Annotated in this window: 21 protein-coding genes; 2 read left to right on the forward strand and 19 right to left on the reverse strand. The window is 41.4% G+C overall.

Features of this window, described 5'->3' with window-relative positions; translation table 11 throughout:
- Positions 1–32: 32 nt before the first annotated feature.
- From ACRRMM_RS02105 to ACRRMM_RS02120, 4 genes are all read right to left on the reverse strand, one after another.
- On the reverse strand, positions 33–755 hold the full coding sequence (locus ACRRMM_RS02105) for an amino acid ABC transporter ATP-binding protein (RefSeq protein ID WP_017357952.1): 723 nt from the start codon (positions 753–755) through the stop codon (positions 33–35).
- A complete protein-coding gene (locus ACRRMM_RS02110) occupies positions 748–1,401 on the reverse strand; it encodes an amino acid ABC transporter permease (RefSeq protein ID WP_008342239.1) in 654 nt (217 codons plus the stop codon). Before ACRRMM_RS02110 ends, ACRRMM_RS02105 begins: the two co-directional genes overlap by 8 nt.
- 126 nt (positions 1,402–1,527) lie before the next feature.
- The gene (locus tag ACRRMM_RS02115; RefSeq protein WP_008342238.1) at positions 1,528–2,292 is read right to left on the reverse strand and encodes a transporter substrate-binding domain-containing protein; all 765 of its coding nucleotides are present in this window, start codon (positions 2,290–2,292) and stop codon (positions 1,528–1,530) included.
- 196 nt (positions 2,293–2,488) lie between these two features.
- Complete coding sequence (locus tag ACRRMM_RS02120) at positions 2,489–2,926, reverse strand: BrxA/BrxB family bacilliredoxin (protein WP_007501138.1); 438 nt, start codon at positions 2,924–2,926, stop codon at positions 2,489–2,491.
- A gap of 167 nt (positions 2,927–3,093) precedes the next feature.
- Here ACRRMM_RS02120 and ACRRMM_RS02125 point away from each other — a divergent pair, with 167 nt between their 5' ends.
- Positions 3,094–3,987, forward strand: a complete 894-nt coding sequence (locus ACRRMM_RS02125; RefSeq protein ID WP_048001399.1) for a YegS/Rv2252/BmrU family lipid kinase — start codon at positions 3,094–3,096, stop codon at positions 3,985–3,987.
- A gap of 14 nt (positions 3,988–4,001) precedes the next feature.
- On the opposite strand, the gene ACRRMM_RS02130 is transcribed toward ACRRMM_RS02125, so the two are convergent.
- The 9 genes from ACRRMM_RS02130 to ACRRMM_RS02170 form a co-directional block, all read right to left on the reverse strand.
- The gene (locus ACRRMM_RS02130; protein WP_008342236.1) at positions 4,002–4,295 is read right to left on the reverse strand and encodes a YesK family protein; all 294 of its coding nucleotides are present in this window, start codon (positions 4,293–4,295) and stop codon (positions 4,002–4,004) included.
- Between the two features lie 68 nt (positions 4,296–4,363).
- A complete protein-coding gene (locus ACRRMM_RS02135) occupies positions 4,364–5,620 on the reverse strand; it encodes a dihydrolipoamide acetyltransferase family protein (protein ID WP_428828438.1) in 1,257 nt (418 codons plus the stop codon).
- 19 nt (positions 5,621–5,639) lie between these two features.
- On the reverse strand, positions 5,640–6,623 hold the full coding sequence (locus ACRRMM_RS02140; protein ID WP_007501148.1) for an alpha-ketoacid dehydrogenase subunit beta: 984 nt from the start codon (positions 6,621–6,623) through the stop codon (positions 5,640–5,642).
- Positions 6,624–6,635: 12 nt separating this feature from the next.
- Complete coding sequence (locus tag ACRRMM_RS02145; RefSeq protein WP_048003063.1) at positions 6,636–7,628, reverse strand: thiamine pyrophosphate-dependent dehydrogenase E1 component subunit alpha; 993 nt, start codon at positions 7,626–7,628, stop codon at positions 6,636–6,638.
- A gap of 17 nt (positions 7,629–7,645) precedes the next feature.
- Positions 7,646–9,070, reverse strand: a complete 1,425-nt coding sequence (gene lpdA, locus ACRRMM_RS02150; protein ID WP_428828439.1) for a dihydrolipoyl dehydrogenase — start codon at positions 9,068–9,070, stop codon at positions 7,646–7,648.
- A complete protein-coding gene (buk, locus tag ACRRMM_RS02155) occupies positions 9,060–10,181 on the reverse strand; it encodes a butyrate kinase (protein WP_017357958.1) in 1,122 nt (373 codons plus the stop codon). The genes lpdA and buk overlap by 11 nt, the downstream gene beginning before the upstream one ends.
- A gap of 33 nt (positions 10,182–10,214) precedes the next feature.
- Positions 10,215–11,309 (reverse strand): branched-chain amino acid dehydrogenase, encoded by a 1,095-nt coding sequence (gene bcd, locus ACRRMM_RS02160; protein ID WP_007501155.1) that lies wholly within the window; start codon positions 11,307–11,309, stop codon positions 10,215–10,217.
- A gap of 25 nt (positions 11,310–11,334) precedes the next feature.
- The gene (yqiS, locus tag ACRRMM_RS02165) at positions 11,335–12,228 is read right to left on the reverse strand and encodes a phosphate butyryltransferase (RefSeq protein ID WP_008342231.1); all 894 of its coding nucleotides are present in this window, start codon (positions 12,226–12,228) and stop codon (positions 11,335–11,337) included.
- A 125-nt stretch (positions 12,229–12,353) separates the two neighbouring features.
- The gene (locus ACRRMM_RS02170; protein ID WP_017367572.1) at positions 12,354–14,426 is read right to left on the reverse strand and encodes a sigma-54 interaction domain-containing protein; all 2,073 of its coding nucleotides are present in this window, start codon (positions 14,424–14,426) and stop codon (positions 12,354–12,356) included.
- Positions 14,427–14,575: 149 nt separating this feature from the next.
- On the opposite strand from ACRRMM_RS02170, the gene ACRRMM_RS02175 reads away from it, so the two are divergent.
- Positions 14,576–14,812, forward strand: coding sequence for a DUF2627 domain-containing protein (locus ACRRMM_RS02175; protein WP_017357960.1), 237 nt, complete (start codon positions 14,576–14,578; stop codon positions 14,810–14,812).
- Positions 14,813–14,845: 33 nt separating this feature from the next.
- Here ACRRMM_RS02175 and ACRRMM_RS02180 read toward each other — a convergent pair whose 3' ends face one another.
- The 6 genes from ACRRMM_RS02180 to ahrC form a co-directional block, all read right to left on the reverse strand.
- Positions 14,846–15,583, reverse strand: coding sequence for a glycerophosphodiester phosphodiesterase (locus tag ACRRMM_RS02180; protein ID WP_048001396.1), 738 nt, complete (start codon positions 15,581–15,583; stop codon positions 14,846–14,848).
- Positions 15,584–15,809: 226 nt separating this feature from the next.
- Complete coding sequence (locus ACRRMM_RS02185) at positions 15,810–16,910, reverse strand: Rap family tetratricopeptide repeat protein (RefSeq protein ID WP_019743381.1); 1,101 nt, start codon at positions 16,908–16,910, stop codon at positions 15,810–15,812.
- A 450-nt stretch (positions 16,911–17,360) separates the two neighbouring features.
- Positions 17,361–18,164, reverse strand: coding sequence for a sporulation transcription factor Spo0A (spo0A, locus tag ACRRMM_RS02190; protein WP_008342226.1), 804 nt, complete (start codon positions 18,162–18,164; stop codon positions 17,361–17,363).
- A gap of 283 nt (positions 18,165–18,447) precedes the next feature.
- Positions 18,448–19,725 (reverse strand): SpoIVB peptidase, encoded by a 1,278-nt coding sequence (gene spoIVB, locus ACRRMM_RS02195; protein ID WP_432450773.1) that lies wholly within the window; start codon positions 19,723–19,725, stop codon positions 18,448–18,450.
- Positions 19,726–19,923: 198 nt separating this feature from the next.
- Entirely contained in the window at positions 19,924–21,657 is a 1,734-nt protein-coding gene (gene recN / locus ACRRMM_RS02200) for a DNA repair protein RecN (protein WP_039964012.1), read from the reverse strand.
- Between the two features lie 34 nt (positions 21,658–21,691).
- Complete coding sequence (gene ahrC / locus ACRRMM_RS02205; RefSeq protein WP_007501163.1) at positions 21,692–22,141, reverse strand: transcriptional regulator AhrC/ArgR; 450 nt, start codon at positions 22,139–22,141, stop codon at positions 21,692–21,694.
- Between the last annotated feature and the right edge of the window lie 256 nt (positions 22,142–22,397).

Raw genomic sequence — 22,397 nt, forward strand, 5'->3', positions numbered from 1 at the left:
GGAGATGTTAAGTCTCCTCCTCGTTTTTTTCATTATAATATTTTTTGTAAGAAATCTTGAGCACGCTGTGAAGACGGAGATTCAAAGAATTCTACAGGATTGGCATCCTCTACAATTTTCCCATCATCCATAAAGATCACACGGTCTGCCACTTCTTTTGCAAAGCCCATTTCATGTGTGACGATCATCAGCGTCATCCCAGATTGAGCGAGCTCTTTCATGACCTCTAATACTTCCTTTACCATTTCTGGATCAAGAGCAGACGTCGGCTCGTCAAAAAGCATGATGTCTGGTGTCATCGCAAGGGCACGTGCAATGGCGACACGCTGCTTTTGACCACCTGACAGCCGGTTCGGATAATCATCTTTTTTCTCTAAAAGTCCAACCTTTTTTAAAAGCTCCTCTGCCTGCTTGATGCTGTCTTCCTTCGATTGGTTCTTTACATTCATTGGCGCATACGTAATATTTTCTAGCACTGTTTTGTGCGGGAATAAGTGGAAATGTTGAAACACCATACCAATATTCTCGCGCACTTTTAGTGCATTTGTTTTTGGATTGGTAATTTCCGTCCCCTGAATCGTAATCACTCCAGAAGTCGGTTTTTCAAGTAAGTTAATACAGCGAAGAAATGTTGATTTTCCTGAACCAGATGGCCCGATGACAGCTACCACTTCGCCTTCTTTAATCGTGGTATCAATACCTTTCAACACTTCATTTTTACCGAAAGATTTTGTGAGTTTCTCTATTTTAATCATTTGATTTTAACTTCCTTTCCACCGATTTGCCGACGAAGGTAAGAATAAGCACGATGACATAATAGATGAGACCCGCAAAAATAAGCGGTTCAAGATAGTTATAGGTGACGGCACCTGCTTGATAGGCTCGTCTCATGACATCGCCCAGTCCAATGACTGTGACAATCGCTGATTCTTTTGTCAGTGTAATCGTTTCGTTCACAAGTGCTGGTGAAATATTTTTGAATGCTTGCGGAAGCAATAAGTCCTTCATCATTTTAGCATACGGGATACCTAAAGCAACGGCCGCTTCTTTTTGCCCTTTATCAATGGCATTGATTCCTGCACGAATGATTTCAGATACGTACGCCGCCGAGTTTAGTGAAAAGGCGGCTACAGCTGCCCAGTATTGATCAATTTGAAAGCCGAGCAGCTGAGGAAGACCAAAATAAATAATCAAAAGCTGAAGCACAAGCGGTGTGCCTCGGAAGATTGACGTATAAAAATCGGCTAGCCAGATAAGTGGCTTAAATACACTAATTTTACAGAGCGTTAATAAGATTCCTAAAATAAAACCAAGGAACAGTGATACCACAACAATAGAAAGCGTTACTTTAAGACCTTCTAAAATAAAGGGCATCTGAGGTATGACATCTTTAAAATCCATCATGATATTCTCCTTTTTTTCCTTCAGATAAAATCAAAGAATAAACAGGAAAAAAGTTCAACACATGTTGAACTTTTCAGCGCTTTCTACTTGATTTTCATGAATGACGCTGATCCTTTTCCTGACTTACTTTTCATCAGCAAACCATTTTTTAATGAGTTTATCAAGTTCGCCATTATCCTTCATTTCTTTTAATGATTTATTGAATTTCGCTGTTAAGTCGCTATTTTTTTTGAATGCAATGGCTGAACCTTCGTTTGAGCTATTCAATCCAAATGCTTGGAAATCTTTTTCCTTTTTCAAGTAGCCAGCCGCTACTTTATCTTCAATAATAGCTGCATCAAAACGGCCTGCTTTAATTTCTTGAATGATATCAGAAATTTTATTACGATCTTCAACTGTTAAGTTATATTTCTTTTGCAATCCGTTTGCTTCATCTTGCTGGATAGAACCTAATTGAACGCCAACCGTTTTGTCTTTTAAATCTTTCTCTGTTTTTATACCGCTAGATTTTTTTGATACAACCAAGTTTTCAGCGTTGTAGTAAACATCTGAGAAATCAACTTGTTTTTTACGCTTTTCAGTAGGTGTCATGCCTGCAAGCACAATATCAGCTTTATTTGTTTTAAGAGCTGACACAAGGCTTGCAAAGTCCATATCTTGAATTTCTAGCTTGTAGCCGTTCTTTTTCGCTAGAGCTGTAGCAAGGTCGACATCAAAACCGATAATTTTATCACCGTCTTTTGATTCAAATGGCGGATAATCTGCTGAAGTCGCCATAATGAGTGTTTTGTCGTCTCCTGATGCGTTTGAATTATTAGAAGAAGTTCCGCATGCTGCTAATGCAGCTGCAAGACCAGCTGTCATAAGTAATAATAACCACTTTTTCATATGATAATGCCTCCTAGTATTTAAAATCATGAGTAGATTTGAATATTTATTCACTATAATGTATTTTAAACACTTTCTTTTTGATATGCAATAGTATTTTGCTAAAATTATTTTGATTCTTATGTCATATAAAACAAAAAAACAGACCGATCAAAAGACCGGACTGCCTCTAAATGATTCATTCAAAAGTAACATGTTACACTTCTTCGCAATACTCATCGAAAGCGGCTTGAAGTTTTGACACCACTTCCATCGGTTCATGTCCTTCGATTTCGTGACGTTCGACCATTTTAATGATTTTCCCGTCTTTTAATAGAGCAAATGATGGTGAAGATGGCGGGAAGCCTTCAAAGTATTCACGTGCTCTTGCGGTTGCTTCTTTGTCCTGTCCAGCAAACACTGTGAGCAATTGATCTGGACGCTTATCGTAATGAACAGAATAACCAGCCGCTGGTCTAGCAATACCGCCTGCACAGCCGCACACTGAATTCACCATGACAAGTGTCGTTCCTTTTTTCGTCAGCGCTTCATCGACTTCTTCAGCTGTTGTCAGTTCCGTATAACCTGCCTGTTTAATCTCTTCTCGTGCTTGTTTCACAATATCATTCATAAATAAATTAAAATCAATATTCATAACCGTCCACTCCTTCTACGTACCAAACCATTTTAACTACATCATATCAAGGAAAACGCCGGCGGGCAAATGTCTTGTTTCGCCCCCTTCACTTTTTTCAAACGTCGTTTATGACCTGTGGAATTGGGGAAAAGTGATAATAAAGTGATGAAAGGGAGAACTGCGTGATGGCACAATTCAAAAAAGCGATACTCATTTATAACGGAAATGCTGGACAAAAAAACATGGAAAAAACACTAGGTCAAACAGTGCCTCTTCTTTCTTTACATATTGATGAACTCATCCTTAAGCCTACAAAACAGCCGAATGATGCCTATCATTTCTGCCGTGAGATGGATGAGTCGGTTGAATTGCTGATTATACTAGGTGGAGACGGAACCGTCCATGAATGTATGAATGGAATTGGCGGTTTAGAAAAAAGGCCAGCTGTAGCGATCTTACCTGGCGGGACGTGCAATGACTTTTCTAGAACGCTGGGCATCCCTCAGCAGATGCCAAAGGCCGCTCAAATGGTGATAGATGGCACTGAAAAAAAGGTCGATTTAATCAAAGCAGAGGATCGATACCTTTTAAATTTTTGGGGGATTGGTCTCATCGCAGATACCTCAAACAATATTAATGATAAAGAAAAAGCTGTCCTCGGAAAAATCAGCTACTTCACGAGCGCTCTTCGAACCCTTCAGCAGACAGAACCTTTCTATGTACGCATTGAAACGGAAGAGGAAAACTGGGAAGAAGAAGCTGTGATTGTCCTTGTCATGAATGGGCACTTTATCGGTACAAATAAAATAGATCTGCCAAATGCTTCAATTGATGATGGAAAAGTCGAAATTTTAATTTGCAGAAATACGAGTTTCTCTGCTTTAAAAGAGATTTTTTCAATGAACCGTGAAGAGCTAGAGGATTTTAAAGGTGACCTGTCTCTTATACAAGCATCCAGCATTCATATTCATACTAAAGAGGAAATGGATGCAGATACAGATGGAGAAGTATACATGACCGCTCCTTCTTCCCTTGAAGTATTAAAACAGCATTTGACCTTTATCGTTCCAGCAGAATAAAGAAAACGCCTGCATCATTTCGATGCGGGCGTTTTTTTGATATAACGTCTGTATAAATATTCAAGTGCATACCCTAGCAGTGTACCTATCAGAAGGGAAATGCCTAATAAACTATTGGCGACTCCTTTAAATCCACCTATCATCAACAAGCAATAGGCGATTTGAATGATTGAAACGATCGATATGATGAGCAGTAAGCGTTCAGGATGATTGCGTGATTTGGAAATATACCGAAGAAAAGCGAACGCAATGGCTGTGATAAACATCAGACCAATCGTAAGAAAAGCAAAGAAATCTAATCCAGACATCTCATCGCTCCTTTCTGATTGATATGGAAATCCCCCTCTCATTGTGAGAAGGGGACATATAAATGAGCTTAATAGACGGACGTCTGCTCGTCAATGCCTTCAAGAATTTGTTTAATTCTTTGCAGGAACCTACCGCATACAAGACCATCGAGTACTCTATGATCTAATGAAAGACAAAGATTCACCATATCTCTTGCGGCAATCATACCATTTACAATCATCGGGCGCTTTACAATAGATTCTACTTGTAAAATGGCTGCTTGCGGATAGTTAATGATCCCCATTGATTGAACCGAACCAAATGATCCTGTGTTGTTCACAGTGAAAGTGCCACCTTCCATGTCACTTTGCTTCAGTTTGCCTTGTCTGACCTTGGAAGCAAGTTCATGAATTTCTTTGGCGATTCCCTTAATCGTTTTCTCATCCGCATCTTTAATCACTGGGACAAAAAGAGCGTCATCTGTCGCAACAGCAATGGAGACATTGATCGCTTTCTTTTGAACAATTTTATCACCAGCCCACATGCTGTTCATTTCAGGGAATTCCTTTAAGGCCTGAGCCACTGCTTTGACAAAGAACGCAAAGAACGTCAAATTAAAGCCTTCTTTTGCTTTGAATTGATCTTTTAGCTGATTTCTTCTTGTCACAAGGTTTGTCACATCCACTTCCATCATCGTCCAGGCATGTGGAATTTCATGCTTGCTTCTTAGCATGTTTGCGGCAATCGCCTGTCTAATCGGAGTGACCGGCAGTTCAACATCTCCAGGCATTGAAGGGATGGAAGGAGCTGCTTTTGCTTGTGTCGACTGAGCAGGCTCTTTTTGACTTGTTCTTTCACTAGCAGGTGCTGCTGTTTCTTTTGCGCCTCCACTTTCGATAAGCTTCAGCAAATCTTTTCTTGTGATTCTGCCGCCAGCTCCCGTTCCTTGAACAGTCGCTAAATCAATTCCGTGCTCATCTGCTAAACGCAGGACTGCCGGAGAGTATCGTTTCTTTTGACTCTGATCCACATTTGTTTGGTCAGGTTCTGGTGCTTCATCTTGCGCAGGCGCCTCTTCTATTTTCGCACTCTGCTGCGCACTGCCTTCTACTTCAATTTCACAAAACACTTCTCCTACTTGAAGTGTATCACCCTCTGCAGCCGCTAGTTTAGTGATTGTTCCTGTAAAGGATGACGGAACCTCTGCATTTACTTTATCTGTCATGACTTCCGCAATCGGATCGTATTTATTCACATGATCGCCAGGTGAAACGAGCCATTTGCTAATGGTTCCTTCTGTTACACTTTCACCAAGCTGAGGCATTTTCATTTGTTCAGTTGCCACTTTGAAACCCTCCTCTTTCTTAAAACGCCGCTAGTTCTCTCATTTCAGCTTCTACCTTATCCGGATTAACCATGAAGAATTTCTCCATTGTCGGTGCATAAGGCATTGCAGGGATATCAGGTCCTGCTAGACGTTTAATTGGCGCATCTAAATCAAACAAGCAGTGCTCTGAAATGATGGCAGCTACTTCACTCATGATGCTTCCTTCTTTTGTATCTTCTGTTAACAAGAGTACTTTCCCTGTTTTTGATGCCGCTTCAATAATCGCTTCTTGATCAAGCGGGTACACTGTACGTAAATCGAGAATATGAGCAGAAATTCCGTCCTTCGCAAGGCGCTCTGCTGCTTGGAGGGCAAAATGAACACAAAGGCCATATGTAATGACCGTAATGTCATCGCCTTCTCGTTTCACATCCGCTTTTCCAATAGGGAGCGTATAATCTTCTTCAGGCACTTCTCCTTTAATGAGACGGTATGCACGTTTGTGTTCAAAGAACAATACAGGATCTGGATCACGCACTGCGGCTTTTAACAACCCTTTGACATCATAAGGTGTAGAAGGCATCACAATCTTTAAGCCTGGCTGATTGGCAAAAATGGCTTCGACCGATTGTGAATGATAAAGCGCCCCGTGTACGCCGCCCCCGTAAGGAGCACGAATGACCATTGGGCAACTCCAATCATTATTGGAACGATATCTAATTTTTGCAGCCTCTGAAATGATTTGGTTGATGGCTGGCATAATGAAATCCGCAAATTGCATTTCTGCAATTGGGCGCATTCCATACATCGCTGCCCCAATACCTACACCTGCAATCGCTGATTCGGCAAGAGGTGTATCCATGACGCGCGCTTCTCCAAATTGCTCGTAAAGACCCGCTGTTGCTTTAAATACGCCGCCTTTTTTCCCGACATCCTCTCCGAGTACAAACACTTTCGGATCTCGCTCCATTTCTTCTTTCATCGCTAGTGTAATAGCGTCTATATATGACATAACAGGCATTTTTCTTCCCCCTTACTCCGCATACACGTAACGAAGTGCGCTTTCTGCATCGGCATAAGCTGCGTTTTCCGCTTCATCAGTGGCTTCGTTTACGATTTGCATGATTTCTTTGGTCATGTCTTCTTTCATTTCAGAAGTCATGACATTTCCTTCGATTAAGTACGTTTCATATTGAATGAGCGGATCTTTCTTTCTTGCTTCGAGCACTTCTTCCTTTTCTCGATAGCTAGAATCATCGTCATCACTTGAATGCGCAGTTAACCGGTAAGAAATGGTTTCGATCAATGTTGGGCCTTCACCTCTTGCCGCACGGTCTCTCGCTTCTTTGACCGCTGCATACACTTCAAGCGGATCATTTCCATCAACCGTCACACCCGGCATTCCGTACCCTATTGCACGATCTGAAATACGCTCACATGCCACTTGTTTGTCATACGGGACAGAAATCGCATACTTATTGTTTTCACACATGAAAATAACAGGCAGCTTATGCACCGCAGCAAAGTTGGCGCCTTCGTGAAAGTCTCCTTGGTTTGAAGAGCCTTCACCGAACGTGACAAAGCTAACAAAATCCTTTTGCTCTAGCCGCCCGGCAAGTGCGATGCCAACCGCATGAGGAACCTGTGTTGTCACAGGTGATGATCCTGTCACAATTCGGTTTGATCTTTGCCCAAAATGACCTGGCATCTGTCTCCCGCCTGAGTTTGGATCGTCTTTTTTCGCAAAACCAGACATCATTAAATCTTTCGCCGTCATCCCGAATGCAAGGACAACCCCCATATCACGGTAATAAGGTAAAACGTAATCCTCTTCCCTATTGAGGGCAAAAGCGGCACCGACTTGCTGCGCTTCCTGTCCTTGACAAGAGATGACGAATGGAATTTTTCCAGAACGGTTTAACAGCCACATCCGTTCATCAATTTTTCTTGCTAAAAGCATGGTTCTATATATGTCAATCGCTTGTTCATCTGATAATCCTAATTCCTGATGACGCATGTTACTCATCATGTTTCCCTCCTTGATTAAAAATGGATCGCCTTTCCGTCAACAGCCAGTGCTGCCTCGCCAATTGCTTCTGACAAGGTTGGGTGCGGGTGGATCGTCTGCGCCACTTCCCACGGAGTTGCATCTAATACTTTGGCTAATCCAGCTTCAGATATCATATCTGTTACATGAGGACCAATCATATGAATCCCTAAGATATCATCTGTCTTTTGGTCAGCAATGATTTTGACAAATCCATCAGACTCTCCAAATACAAGCGCTTTTCCGATGGCCATAAAGGGAAACTTCCCAATCTTGACTTCGTAGCCTTGCTCTTTTGCCGCCTGTTCAGTCAGTCCAACACTAGCGGTTTCTGGGTGAGAGTAAACACATTTAGACACGAGCGTTTCATCAAGCGGCTTTGGATCTTGACCAGCCATATGTTCTACTGCAATCATGCCTTCATGTGATGCGACATGCGCCAGCTGAAGACCGCCAATGACATCACCTATTGCGTAAATATGCGACTCTTTCGTTTGGTAATGCTCATTCACGACAATGCCATGATTTTCTGTCTGGATGTCCGTGTTTTCAAGACCTATGCCTTCCACGTTTGGCACTCGGCCAACTGAAAGAAGCAGTTTCTCTGCTTCAAACGACTGAGTGTCTCCACCTTGTTCCACTTGGATCTTGACCAGATTCTCATGCTTTTCGGCAGTATCTGGCAGAACCTTCGCATTTGTCACTAAGGTGATGCCCTTTTTCGTTAAAAGCTTTTCCATTTCTTTAGAAATATCTTGATCCTCTGTTGGCAAAATGCGATCTGCAAATTCGATCACTGTGACTTTTACGCCAAAATCATTGAGCATAGAAGCCCATTCGATTCCAATCACGCCTCCGCCGACAATCAGCATGGACTGAGGGAGTTCTTGCAGTTCAAGTGCTTCGTCTGATGTAAGGATGTGTGTTCCATCCGCTTCAAGTCCGGGCAGGACGCGCGGTCTTGATCCAGTCGCAATGATGACCTGCTTAGGAATCAGCATTTCATTTTCATCGCCATTCGCCATTTCTACCGAGATGGTGCCTGGCATTGGCGAAAAAATCGAAGGGCCTAAGATACGGCCTATTCCTTCGTATACATCAATTTTCCCTTGTTTCATTAAATGTTTGACGCCGCCTGCTAATTTGTCGACAATCTCTGTTTTTCTTTTTTGTACGTTGGCAAATTGTAAGGCAATTCCGCTTGCTTCAACGCCAAAATCAGCGGCACGTTTGACCGTTTGATAGACTTCTGCACTTCTAAGCAGCGCTTTAGATGGGATACAGCCTTTATGAAGACATGTTCCACCGAGCTTTGATTTTTCTACGACTGCTGTTTTCAATCCAAGTTGAGAGGCACGAATGGCCGCTACATAGCCGCCTGTGCCTCCACCAAGAATGACGAGGTCATATTCAGTTGCCATGACTTGTCACTCCTTTCTCCGCCTTTTGATCATTTGGGTATTCTTTTGGTGATTCTTCTTCTTTTAAAATGCGAAGCGCCCCTTCTGCTAAGGATTGCAATTCATTTTCACCTGGGTACACAACAACATCTGAAATCCAGTCAATGTATCCTCTAATGCTTGACGTAATTTGTTTGCTGTACGCAAGGCCACCTGTTAACACAATGACGTCAACAGCTCCTTTTAAAACCGCACTAGCCGCACCGATTTCTTTGGCAATTTGATAGCACATCGCTTCATAAATAAGCGCCGCACGCTCATCGCCTGCTTCAATCATACGCTCTACTTTTACTGCATCTGTCGTACCAAGATAGCCCGCAAGACCGCCTTCGCCAATAATGCGTTTGAGCATTTCCTCTTGCGAATATTCACCAGAAAAGCATAAATTAACAAGGTCACCTGTTGGAAGAGTACCTGCCCGCTCTGGGCTGAAAGGACCCTCGCCATGAAGACCGTTATTCACATCAATGACTTTTCCTTTTTGATGTACACCAATCGTAATTCCGCCGCCCATATGGGTAATGATCATGTTCAAATCTTCATAACGTTTTCCAAACGAAGCAGCCGTTTTTCTTGCGACTGCTTTTTGATTTAACGCATGAAAAATGCTTTTCCGCTCAATTGTTGGCAGTCCTGAAATACGAGCAATTGGCTGTAGTTCATCTACGACTACGGGATCAACAATAAAAGCTGGGATGTTAAGGCCAAGTGCAATTTCTCGGGCAATAATTCCGCCTAGATTAGAGGCGTGCTGGCCAGCATACCCTTCTTTTAGATCTTCAACCATTTGCTCATTTACTTCATATGTGCCACCTTCAATCGGACGAAGAAGACCACCGCGTGCGCAAACTGCATCAAACTTTGAGATGTTCATCCCCTGTTCATGCAGTGTTTTCAAAATGGTTTCTTTACGGAATGAAAATTGATCAATGATATGAGGAAACTGCTTAATTTCCTCATCTGTATGTCTTAATGTCGTTTCAAAAATAGATCGTTCATTATGAAACACACCGATTTTTGTTGAGGTAGAGCCAGGATTAATCGTGAGAATACGCCATTCTTTTGTCAGCAAAAACAAAACCTCCGTTTCAACTCATTCATCCATTTAGCGACGACTTAAAATATGTTGACCATTTTGCAGGAATTGGCTTCTTGATTTGCGCATTCTTTCAATTCGCTCTTCAGCCAATCGGTCTGCCGCTTTATAAGTTGGAATGGCATCACGGTTAGAGATTTCAATCACTCGCTCAATGTTTTGGTAAATGCCTTCTACTTTTTTCATTGCACGATCTGCATTATAGCCATAAAGCTCATCTGCAACGTTAATCACACCGCCTGCATTGATCACATAATCCGGTGCGTACACAATGCCCATTTCATGAATAAGATCTCCATGATGAGTTTCTCTCAGCTGGTTATTCGCTGCACCTGCGATGACTTTTGCCTTTAATTTAGGAATCGTCACATCGTTAATGGTTGCACCGAGTGCACATGGTGCGTATATATCACATTCTTGATCATAAATATCATCAGGGTCTACCGCTTTTGCACCGAAGTCTTCTACAGCTCGCTGAACTGAGTCTTTGTTGATATCAGTGACGATAAGCTGTGCGCCTTCTTCATGCAGGTGTTTACATAGGTTGTAAGCCACGTTTCCAACACCTTGAACGGCAATTGTTTTTCCTTCTAATGAATCTGTACCGAATGCTGCTTTTGCAGCTGCTTTCATGCCTTTATATACACCGTAAGCAGTCACTGGAGATGGGTTTCCTGAAGAACCAAATGCAGGAGAGATGCCTGTGACAAAGTCTGTTTCTTCATGGATAAGATCCATATCTTCTACCGTTGTACCGACATCTTCAGCAGTGATATAACGGCCATTTAATCCTTGAATGTAACGGCCAAAAGCACGGAACATTTCTTCATTCTTGTCTTTTCTCGGATCACCAATGATGACCGTTTTACCGCCGCCAAGGTTAAGCCCTGCCGCCGCATTTTTATAAGTCATACCTCTTGCAAGACGCAAGGCATCTTCGATCGCTGCTTCTTCATTTTCATATGTCCACATTCTTGTTCCGCCGAGTGCTGGCCCAAGTGTTGTATCATGAATGGCAATGATGGCTTTTAAACCAGACTGTTCATCCTGACAAAATACAAGCTGTTCATAATCGTATCGTTCCATATATTTAAAAAGTTCCATTTTCTATTCCTCCTAATACTTTCGCTTAATTAGATGTACAGATGGCAAGTGCAATTGAATAGAGCTTGCTTTCAGCTGAATCAGACCGGCTTGTTAAAGCAATCGGTGCTTTCGCTCCTGCCACCACAGCTCCCACTTTTGCATGAGCAAAGTAGATGAGAGATTTATAAAGAATGTTGCCTGCTTCAATGGTTGGCACAAGCAAAATATCTGCATGACCAGCCACATCACTCGTAATATTTTTATGAGAAGCTGCCGTTTGAGAAATGGCATTATCTAAAGCCAGCGGTCCATCAATCAGGCAGCCAGAAATTTGACCTCTTCGATTCATTTGCGCAAGGCTTGCAGCTGTGAGCGTCGAATCCATCGCTGGGTTTACGACTTCTACCGCTGATAATACCGCCACTTTGGGCATATCATTTCCGACAGCTTGTGCGACTTGAACGGAATTCACCGTAATTTCTTTCAGCATATTTAAATCAGGCGCAATGTTCATCGCAGAGTCCGTCACATAGATAAAACGGTCAAAGCCCGGTACTTCGAAGGCTGCAACATGTGAAAGGACACTCGCTGTCCGAAGCCCATATTCTTTATTTAGGACAGCTTTTAACAGTACGGCTGTCGGGACATGCCCCTTCATGAGAATATCTGCATGATTTTCACTTACTGCCTGAACGGCAATTTTGGCAGATTCTTCGGGTGAATCTGAATGAATAATATCTATCCAGTCTTCATTAATCTCATGCTGTTTGACTAGCTCCTTTAGGTTGCGTTTGTTTCCAACCAGCAGGAAGCGAGCGACTTTTCGTTCGATTGCCATTTTGATGGCATGAAGCACTTCTTCGTCTTCTGCATGAGCCACAGCCGCTGTTTTATTCTGCAGCTGCGAGGCTTTGATAATCAGATCGTCAAGCTTCATACTTGCCCACCTTTCCTTGTGCTCGGTTCCTCTTTTTATATGCAAGTTCCGTGCCAGCTTGAAATGTGTGAAAAATAAGCCTTTCCGCAAAGAAATTATGCAATTTCTTGCAGGTTACGTGCATGTTACTGCATGCTATCTTTTGCAAGCTGATACTTATCCATTTTATAGTAAAGATTTCGAATGCTGATCCCTAACGTTTTCGCTGTTTTTGTGCGATTGAATTGATGTTTTTCAAGGGTTTGTTTGATCAACTGCGCTTCAAATGCTTCTACAGCATCTGAGAGCGTCTCCCCCTCAAATTGACTAACAGCCAGTTCCTGCTGCTCTTTTTCCTCATGCTCGTCTGACTCCATGAAGGCGATATGCGCTTCATCGATCCATTCTTCTTGCGGATTCAAAAAGATCATCGCTCGTCCAAGCACATTTTCAAGCTCTCTCACGTTGCCTGGCCAGCTATATGATCGAAGTCTATGAAGCGCACGATCTGTTAAGCCGCTGACGTTTCGCCCATAGTCTAAATTGATCTTCTGGATGAGGCGTTTACTTAATGATTCAATATCTTCGAGACGCTGTCTGAGCGGTGGGATCGATATCGGGTATCTATTCATTCGATAATATAAATCCTCTCTGAACTTCCCTTCTGCCATCGCCTTTTCAATATTGACATTTGTCGCTGTGATCACACGCACATCGACCGGTATCGCTTTCGTTCCGCCTACCCGAACAATTTCTTTTTCTTGCATGACACGCAGCAATTTCGCTTGTGTACTTGGCGTCATTTCACCGATTTCATCTAAAAAGATGCTGCCTTGATTGGCTTCTTCAAACAGCCCTTTTTTCCCGCCTCGCCTTGCACCAGAAAACGCTCCTTCCTCGTAGCCAAACAGTTCTGACTCTAAAAGAGTTTCTGATAAGGCAGCACAGTTGACACGGACAAAGCGGTTGTACTTGCGATCACTTTCATTGTGAATGGCATGTGCAAACAGCTCTTTCCCAGTACCTGATTCTCCGCGGAGTAAAATGGTTGCCGGCGTTTTTGCACCCAGCTTTGCCTGCTCAAGTGCGACAAGCATTTGTTCACTTTCTCCAATAATGTCTTCAAATGTGTACTTTGCTTCAAGTGTTCGGATGAGCTGTCTTGCTTTATTTAATTCATTCGTCAATGATTGAATTTCGGATACATCGTGAATGACGCCGACACTGCCTTTTAGAATGCCGTCCACAATAACAGGTGCTACATTGACGATGACATCTTTTTTATTTGGACCAACCTTCATTCTGACGCCACGAACAGGTCTTCTTGTTTCAAGCACCTTTAAGTGCATGCTTTCCCCTTCGGAAATATCAGCACCAGCTGGTTTACCTACGACCTCTTTATCCGTTAAACCGGTCATTTTCGTATAAGCACGGTTGATCAAAATACCTTTCCCCTGCTCATCGACAACCGATATGGCTTCATCTGATGATTGAATAATCGCCTCAAGCATCGTTCTTACTTCTTTGAGGTTTGTCACTTCTTCCGCAAGCTCCACCGCATCTGTAATGTCTTTAAAGATGGATAAAGCACCTAACATTCTCCCCGCGTCATCAATAATCGGCAGACGGGTGGTCACAATTTGAATTTGCTGATTCAAAAATTGCTTTTGGTTAAATTCCGGCTCCCTTGACCTTAATATATCGGGAAGTTTCGTGTTCGGAATCACTTCTCGAATGTGACGGCCAATCGCATCCTTTTGCGAACACCCCACCATTTTGGCAGCCGATCGATTAAACAGGACCACTTCTTCATCCATATTAATAAAAATCATGCCATCATTCGTTGCATTAAAAATGCGGTCATGTTTATAGGTTTGTTCCTTCAATATTTGAATAAGCTGTTGTTTCTCTGCCATTAATTCTGACATGACATATGCCATCGAGCTTGGCACAATCACAGCATGCTCTGGTTTTTGTTCAATTAGTTCCTTCAGTACAGCAGAACTGCCTGTGGTTTCAATGATGATATCAATGTCATCTTTTATGTATTCTTTCCAATCCGTCGTCGTCTCAATTCCATTCTTTTTCGCTTCATCCATCCCCGGTGCCTCGAGATCAAGGTCGGCGATCGCAATGATTTGAACCGTATTTGTTTTCAGCAATGTTTCAAGCAGTGCTGATCCACCTTGTCCTGCACCGACAATCAAGACTCTCTGCATCCCGTTACCCCTTTATATGAAAAATTTTGCACACCATATTTTTCCGTTGCAAAAAATTGCACAACACCTATATTACCACGTTTTCCTTTCTTGACAAAATATTTTTTGAATTAGACAATGGAAGTAAATGACGTTTAAGGGGACATTTGATGGGGAGAATACTGGCATTAGTGATTATTTTAATACCTGGAGCCTTTGCAGCACTTGGCATTAAGCTGCTGCGTGACACTGTTTTCGGCATCATCATTGCACCATTTCCATATTTATGGCTGCAAGGAATTGCAGGGTTGTTATTTTTAGGGGGAGGCCTTTATGTTGTTGCAGGATTTATTTTATATAGAGACCGTAAACGAAATAAAGTAACAACTCGTTTTAAGCAAAGGTAATCATGAAAAAGACCCGCTGTTGATAGCGGGTATTTATTTCATTTCTTCTCTTATTTTGACGGCTCGATCAGGAAAATCTGTAAAGATTCCATCAACACCCAAGGTCAACATATTTTTTATTTGCTTCTCACTGTTTACAGTAAACGGTCTAATCACTTGTTGGTCCGCATGGAGAGCGGCTACTACTTCTTTTGTCACCCCAGCGCCCTTTATATTCGGATGGTAGCCCTTTGCCGGGATTGTTTTTAAATACATGTCCGGCTGATGAATCACATCCATTGTGAGGACCGCCAGTTCAATGTGCGGCATTAGCTTGTGAAAAAGAGCTAAGCTGCCGTGATGAAATGATGAGACAAGCACTCGATCCTCTATTTGAAAGTGCTCAATTTGCTCTTTTACTTTCTCTTCAATCCCTGGATATCGATAAATAGAGTTTTTTAATTCAATGTTGATCATAAAGGATGGTCTCTGCGTCACTAGCTCTAATACTTCTTCTAAAAGAGGAATGGTGACCGCACCCGTTTCTTCATAGAAAGAATGACTGGCATCTCCTCTTTTTAACTCTTCATATGTATAGTCTTTCACTAACCCTTTCATATTGGTCGTTCGGTTCAGTTTTTCATCGTGAATAACAGCCAGCCTGCCGTCTTTGGTGAGCTGAACATCAAGCTCAATTCCATCCGCTCCAGAATGGAGTGCGTGCTCAAAGGCAATCATCGTGTTCTCTGGATAGTTTCCTTTAAAGCCTCTATGCGCAAAAATTTTCGTCATATGCCACCTCTAAATATGATGATTACCTATATTATGACGTGTCTTTTTTCGTTTTGCCAGTTTGAGCACATAAAAAAACCTCTTCTAATAAGAGAGAAGAGGTTGACAGGTAAATTCGATCACGTAATCGCTCTGATGGCTTGCTCTGTCGTCTCTGCGTCAAGAGCAAAAAGGGAAGAAACAACTGCGACTGCTGTAACGATTGTTACACCTAACAACAACTTTTTCATAAGATAACCTCCACTTTCTTTTGAAGTATTTGCGCATCGAATTTCTTTTCAAGAAAACGAATGGCATTTTGATAATCATTTCGTTCCTTGAAGTATTTCGATATTTGTTCAGACAAATCCTCAAGCTCCACATATAATCTATTTTTTTCTATGTAGTCTAATTTTTCAGAGAATACGTCTGCTGCTCCACTATTTTCGCACATCAAATCCAAAATTTCAAATTTTACTATATATTCATTATTTTGGATATCGCAGCTATATTGAATCCCCTCTTTAATATATTCTTTCGCCTCATGATCTCCTAAATGAACTAAGGCATTTGCGAGAACATATAAAGATTGGATGAAATAATGGCTATTGTCGCGATGAATTTGAATGCTCATCCCTTTTTTGGCGTATTGCGCACTTTTTTCATAATCAGGTTTTGCGTAATAAAGAACCGCTAAATTGTGATAGCACTTCCCAATCAGCACTTCATTGTTAATGCGCTTACTTTTCTCAAGTGCCTCTTGGTACTTTTCCTCAGCTTCATCAAACTGTAGTAAATCAATACAGTTGCTCGCATGTAAGATCAAGCTGTCAATCGCCTGTGCGGTATATTCTTCATGCGCTTTAAATGTATCAATGGCTTTTTTAATATGATTAATGGATATGAAATTTTGCTTCAGTTCGTAATAAATGGAAGCGACTTTATGATGAAAAGTTCCGACTTCAAGATCTTCATTCACACGTTTTAGCCGCTGCTCAGCAATCTTATAAAAACTAATCGCCTCATCATATTTTTTGACATAGGCAGCATATTGGCCTTTATAAAAGTAAAAATAAAAATTAATAATGTCATCTGCTTTTTCATCCAGCGTTCCGACACTTTTCATAATCTGATTGGCTTTTTCAATATTTCCAAGTAACATTTCATGTCTGCCGTCGACTAGCTGATAATAAAGAAGAACTTCTCGATCCTCATCTGTATTTTTTAGCAAATTCTGAATTTTCTCTTTATAGACAGCAGATTTTTCTAGGTCATTCTGAGAAATGACCCTCGTCCACTTGCTAATTTCGTTCGCAACCTCAGCAGAGTGGATTTTCAGCTTTCCCATAACCTCACCCTCTTCTTTTCATTATTATAGCATAGTAAAAGAATGTGAAAATTATTAAATTCGACAATGGGAATATTCAGTTCAAATGGCACAATCTCTAAGAAGCCAGTGACTTTAAAACGCCAACCAATCAGGTCAATAGAAATAGAACTTTCGATCTCATTTACTTTATTTACTAATTACATAAGACCTTTTCCTCTCATCCTTTTTCTTACGAATGAGCGTTTTCTTCTTCTATAAGCCAATTGATTAGCGTAGCTGATTACCACTATTTTATGTCCTATTCATTTCTTTCATGCTTTATTTTTCATTTTATTCTGAAAATAAAGCGACCCGTTTGTCCAATTTAAACATTAAAGATGATTTTATCAACATAACCATTTTTTAGCAATATTTTACAAAAATAAAAAAACGCCTCATTGAAGAAACGTTTTTTTATGGACGTTGATTTTAGCTTGCTCTATGCTCTAAACGCAGACGATCAGCCACCATCGCAATAAATTCTGAATTGGTCGGTTTGGCTTTTGACATGCTGACTGTGTAGCCAAAGAGTGACGAAATGGAGTCAATATTCCCTCTGCTCCAAGCCACTTCAATGGCATGACGAATCGCTCGTTCTACCCTGCTGGCTGTCGTGTTAAATTTCTTTGCAATGTCTGGGTACAATACTTTTGTAATACTGCCGAGTAGTTCAATATCATTGTACACCATCGAAATGGCTTCTCTTAAGTATAAATAGCCTTTAATATGAGCTGGCACGCCAATCTCATGAATAATCGTCGTAATGCTCGCATCTAAGTTCTTACGTTTCGGTTCAGGTTTGCTGCGAAGGACACTGTTTTGGATAGATGAAGATCGATGGCTGACTTGTGTGCCGTTTCCACTGACTTGACGAATATGACCTACGAGGTTTTCCATATCGAATGGTTTCAAAATGAAATAGGATGCGCCCAAATCGACTGCTTTTTTCGTTACGTCTTCTTGTCCGAAAGCCGTCAGCATAATGACACTTGGCTGTTTGGTCATTTCATTGTTTTCACGGAGGCGTTCCAGTACAGCAAGACCGTCTAAATGAGGCATGATAATATCTAAGAGGAGAACGTCGGGCTCTTTATCTTTAAATAATGTCAGACATTCCTGACCATTATACGCCACGCCAAGTACTTCCATATCTTCCTGTCCCTCAATATACTCTGTCAAAAGGCCAACAAGTTCTCGATTGTCATCAGCTACACACACTTTAATTTTCTCCACGTTCTTTCCTCCCCAATGTCGATTCCTTAGTCTTTTGCATTTCTCTTCTGAGTGTTCAATTCGACAAAACCATGCTATCCCCTTTAAAAAAGTTTAATTTTCCGAATAATAGAGCATTATCTAGCTTTTTCTACGTTTTTCTTAATGAATCGACGATTATTGCAATTTGACAACACACTGTTTTCCATTTTGTCGAAAAATCTCTTTTTCCTTATTTTATAACATGATGGAAGAGAAAGAAAGGGTAGAAAAAAACTGCCGGAAGATTCGCGGCAGTTTTTCATCAGCTTGCTTTTTTGTTTTTTTGATAAAGGTCAATTCCTGCTTCTGACAGCATCCATTCAATGTGTACGCCGTATCCGCTTGTCGGGTCATTGACGAACACGTGAGTGACCGCTCCAATGACTTTGCCATTTTGGATGATCGGACTACCGCTCATTCCTTGAACGATCCCGCCCGTTTTGCTTAATAAGCGTTCATCTGTTACTTTAAGCACCATTCCTTTTGTTGCCGGGAATTTTTGTGGTGTTGTGCTGACGATTTTAATATCAAATTTCTCTACTTTATCATGGTCCACGACCGTTAATATTTCGGCTGGACCTTCTTTTACTTCATTTGATAATGCGACTGGAAGTGGTTTGTCTGCTACATGATTTTCAAGTTTTTCGGTTAACGTACCAAATATACCGAATGGACTGTTACGTGAAATATCACCTATCGTTTTTCTTTCGGAAGAAAACCTGGCCAATTTTTCTCCAGGGTTGCCTCCTGTCCCTTTTTCAATGGATGTGACAGTTGATCTGACAATTTCACCATTGTCGACCACGATTGGTTTTTTTGTATCCATGTCAGAAATCACATGCCCAAGGGCGCCATATTTTTTAGAAGATGGTTCAAAGAAGGTCATCGTCCCGATTCCTGCTGCGGAATCACGAATATAAAGACCGATTCGATAAGTACCTTCACTTGCATCTTTCGCGGGTGTTAATGTCGTTTGAAAGGTTTTATGGTCTCTTTTTATGAGTAAATGAAGGGTTTCCCCCGTTTTTCCGGCTTTCTGAATAAATGGGGTGAGGTCATTCATCTTCTCCATTTTCTGACCATTGATCTCAATGATCATATCCCCTGATTGAATGCCTGCAGCTTCACCTGGTGATTTTTTGCCGTCTGCTGTTGTGATTTGATGAAAACCAACAACGAGAACTCCGACAGAGTGGAGTTTGACGCCAATGGATTGTCCTCCAGGAATGACTTTTAATTCGGGAAGAACATCGACTTTTGTTTTCTTAATAGGAAATCCTTTAAAATCATAAACAATTTCGGCTTTTCCCGCCTTTTGTCCCGTTACTTCAAGTTGATTCTTTTTCTCTGAAAGACTAAAGGCTGGTGAAGAAGCATTGGCTGACGCTTCAATGGATGTATCAATCGAATGCTCCTCGTGTTCAAATACTGCGACAGTTGTTGGAATGCTGATATATTCCTTCACTATGCTCATAAACCCTGTACTTATTAAAGAAACAAGGAGAATCACACCAATGGCTTTTCTCATCTTTTCGGGCATTCATTTTTCACTCTCCTCGCTCCTTACCCACACCAGAACATTAATGTTTTGGCTACATCTTTACTTTTGCCTTCTTAGCGAGGATTTATAACCGACACCTTTAGAAAATGATTGGATAAATTGATAAAAGAAAAAGACGATTTCATGCGTATATACGGCGAATATGAGACAATATAAAAAAGGCAGCTGTTGTTTCAGCTACCCTGTCGTTTTGACATCATTTGCTTGGTGCAGTAATTCTTTTGCATGCTGTTTTGTGAGCTCAGTGACTTCTACACCAGCAATCATTCGGCCAATTTCACTCACTTTTTCATCATCACTGAGTGGTTTGACGTTCGTCATTGTTCTACCAGCTTTAGCGCGTTTAGAAATAAAAAGATGTGTATCAGCCATAGCTGCGACTTGCGGAAGATGGGTAATACAGAGTACTTGTGAGCCTGCTGCTACTTTATAAATTTTTTCAGCAATGGCTTGTGCGACTCTGCCGCTAACACCCGTATCCACTTCATCAAATATAATGGACGTCACTTCTTGTTTCGCTGAGAAAATACTTTTCACTGCCAGCATGACACGTGAAATTTCTCCTCCAGATGCTACTTTTGACAAAGATTTCATCGGTTCACCCGGATTTGTAGAAATGACAAATTGCGCTTGATCTATGCCATTTTTTCCGAGCTGTACGGGTTTTCCATCTAAAAGCGGGCAGTCCGTACTGCCAAAAGGTGCATATCGAATCGTAAAAGCGGTATCAAAAGATGACTTCTCCATATATAAATCCTTCAATTCAGCTTGAATATGCTTCGCCAGTTTTTTCGCCCATTTTTTACGGAGCTCTGACACGTTAAGCGCTTCAAGCAATGCATCCCGGCTTATCGCATCAAGTTTGTTTTTAAGTGTCTGCAAATGGCTGTCTCGATTTTGGATTTGGTCTATCTCCTCTTCAATCTTAGCCGCATATTCTAAAATTTCCTCAACGGTTGTGCCGTACTTTCGCTTCAGCTGCTTCATCTCATTTAACCTAGACTCAATAAAATCAAGACGGGCTGGGTCAAATTCTAATTGATCAAGCATGCTGCGCATTTGAAAAGTAGAATCTTCTAATAAATAATAGGAGTTTGACACTTGCTCAGAGAGCTTTTTCAGATCGTCGTTGATCTCAGAAACTTGATCAAGCTCGCTTGAAGCCATCCCAACCCAATCAAGTCCACCCTGCTCATTACGCAGAGCATTATATGCGTTTTGAAGCGAGGAAAAGATTTTTTCAAAATTGCTGATTTGATGACGTTCCTCTTGAAGCTTCTCATCTTCCCCAGGCTCTAATTGTGCCGCTTCGATCTCTTCCAGCTGAAATTGCAATAAGTCTAACCGATGAACCATTTCCTGTTCATTTTCAGACAACTGTTTGAGCTTTTGCGCTGTCTTCATATATTGATCATACGCTTCTTGATACTGCGAGAGAGCAGGTGCAATTTCTTCTGCTCCAAATTGATCAAGCAAATGTAAATGATTTTCATCCTCCATTAACAGCTGATTATCGTGCTGTCCATGTATATCAAGCAAAAGCCGGCCAACTTCTCTTAAAAGCGAGATGGTGACAAGCTTACCATTAATGCGGCAAATGCTTTTCCCGCTTTGATTGATATCACGGCGAAGAATCATCATTTCATCAGATGCATCAATTCCTTGCTCCTCGCAAAGAGCAAATACAGGATGATCTGCTGGTACAAGAAAAAGACCTTCCAGCTCTGCTTTTTTTTCGCCATAACGGACAAATTCGGATGATCCTCTTCCCCCTACGAGAAGTGAGACAGCGTCAATCATGATTGATTTTCCGGCACCTGTTTCCCCTGTTAGAACTGTGAGTCCTTTTTCAAACGAAACCGTTAACTCCTCAATGATTGCAAAGTTTTTAATGGTTAGTTCTGCTAACACTCATTTGACACCTCTTTTTGTAAACCTGATCTCTTTATAGAAGTTCTAAAATTTTAGACGAAACGGTATCCGTATCATCTGGTGTGCGGCAAATGATTAAGATGGTATCATCCCCACAAATGGTTCCCATAATTTCTTCCCAATCTAAATTATCCATTAAAGCACCGATGGCTTGAGCGTTCCCAGGCATTGTTTTTAGAACGATTAAATGACTGGCAGCATCCATTTTAATAAATGCGTCCATTAAGGAACGCTTTAATTTTGATAGCGGGTTAAACCGCTGATCTGCAGGAAGGCTGTATTTATATGTTCCATTATTTGTTGGCACTTTGACTAAATGCAGTTCTTTGATATCTCTTGATACGGTCGCCTGTGTGATGTTATATCCATCCGCTTTCAAAATATCGACTAATTCGTCTTGTGTTTCGATTTCTTGGCTTGCGATAATTTCTCTAATCTTAATATGTCTTTGACCTTTGTTCATTTTGACCCCCCTAGGCGTTAGAATCTCAGTTTGTCTTTACGTTCTATGTTATATGATGCACACTTCAAAAAACAAGCATTACGTGAGAAACGGTCAATTCTGATCTTTTGACCATGTAAAAAGGAATAATAGCGAGCTATTATTCCGTTCAGCATGTAGAAAACCCTCGCATTCTTTGTCAGTCCTGCGCTCTGGTGCTCACGAATCCCAAATTCGCTCTGCGCCAGTACTCGTCCTTCCTAGGGCTGCAAAGGTT

Origin of the sequence: Bacillus sp. XT-4 (assembly GCF_050864245.1) — a bacterium.
Lineage (GTDB): Bacteria > Bacillota > Bacilli > Bacillales > Bacillaceae > Bacillus > Bacillus altitudinis.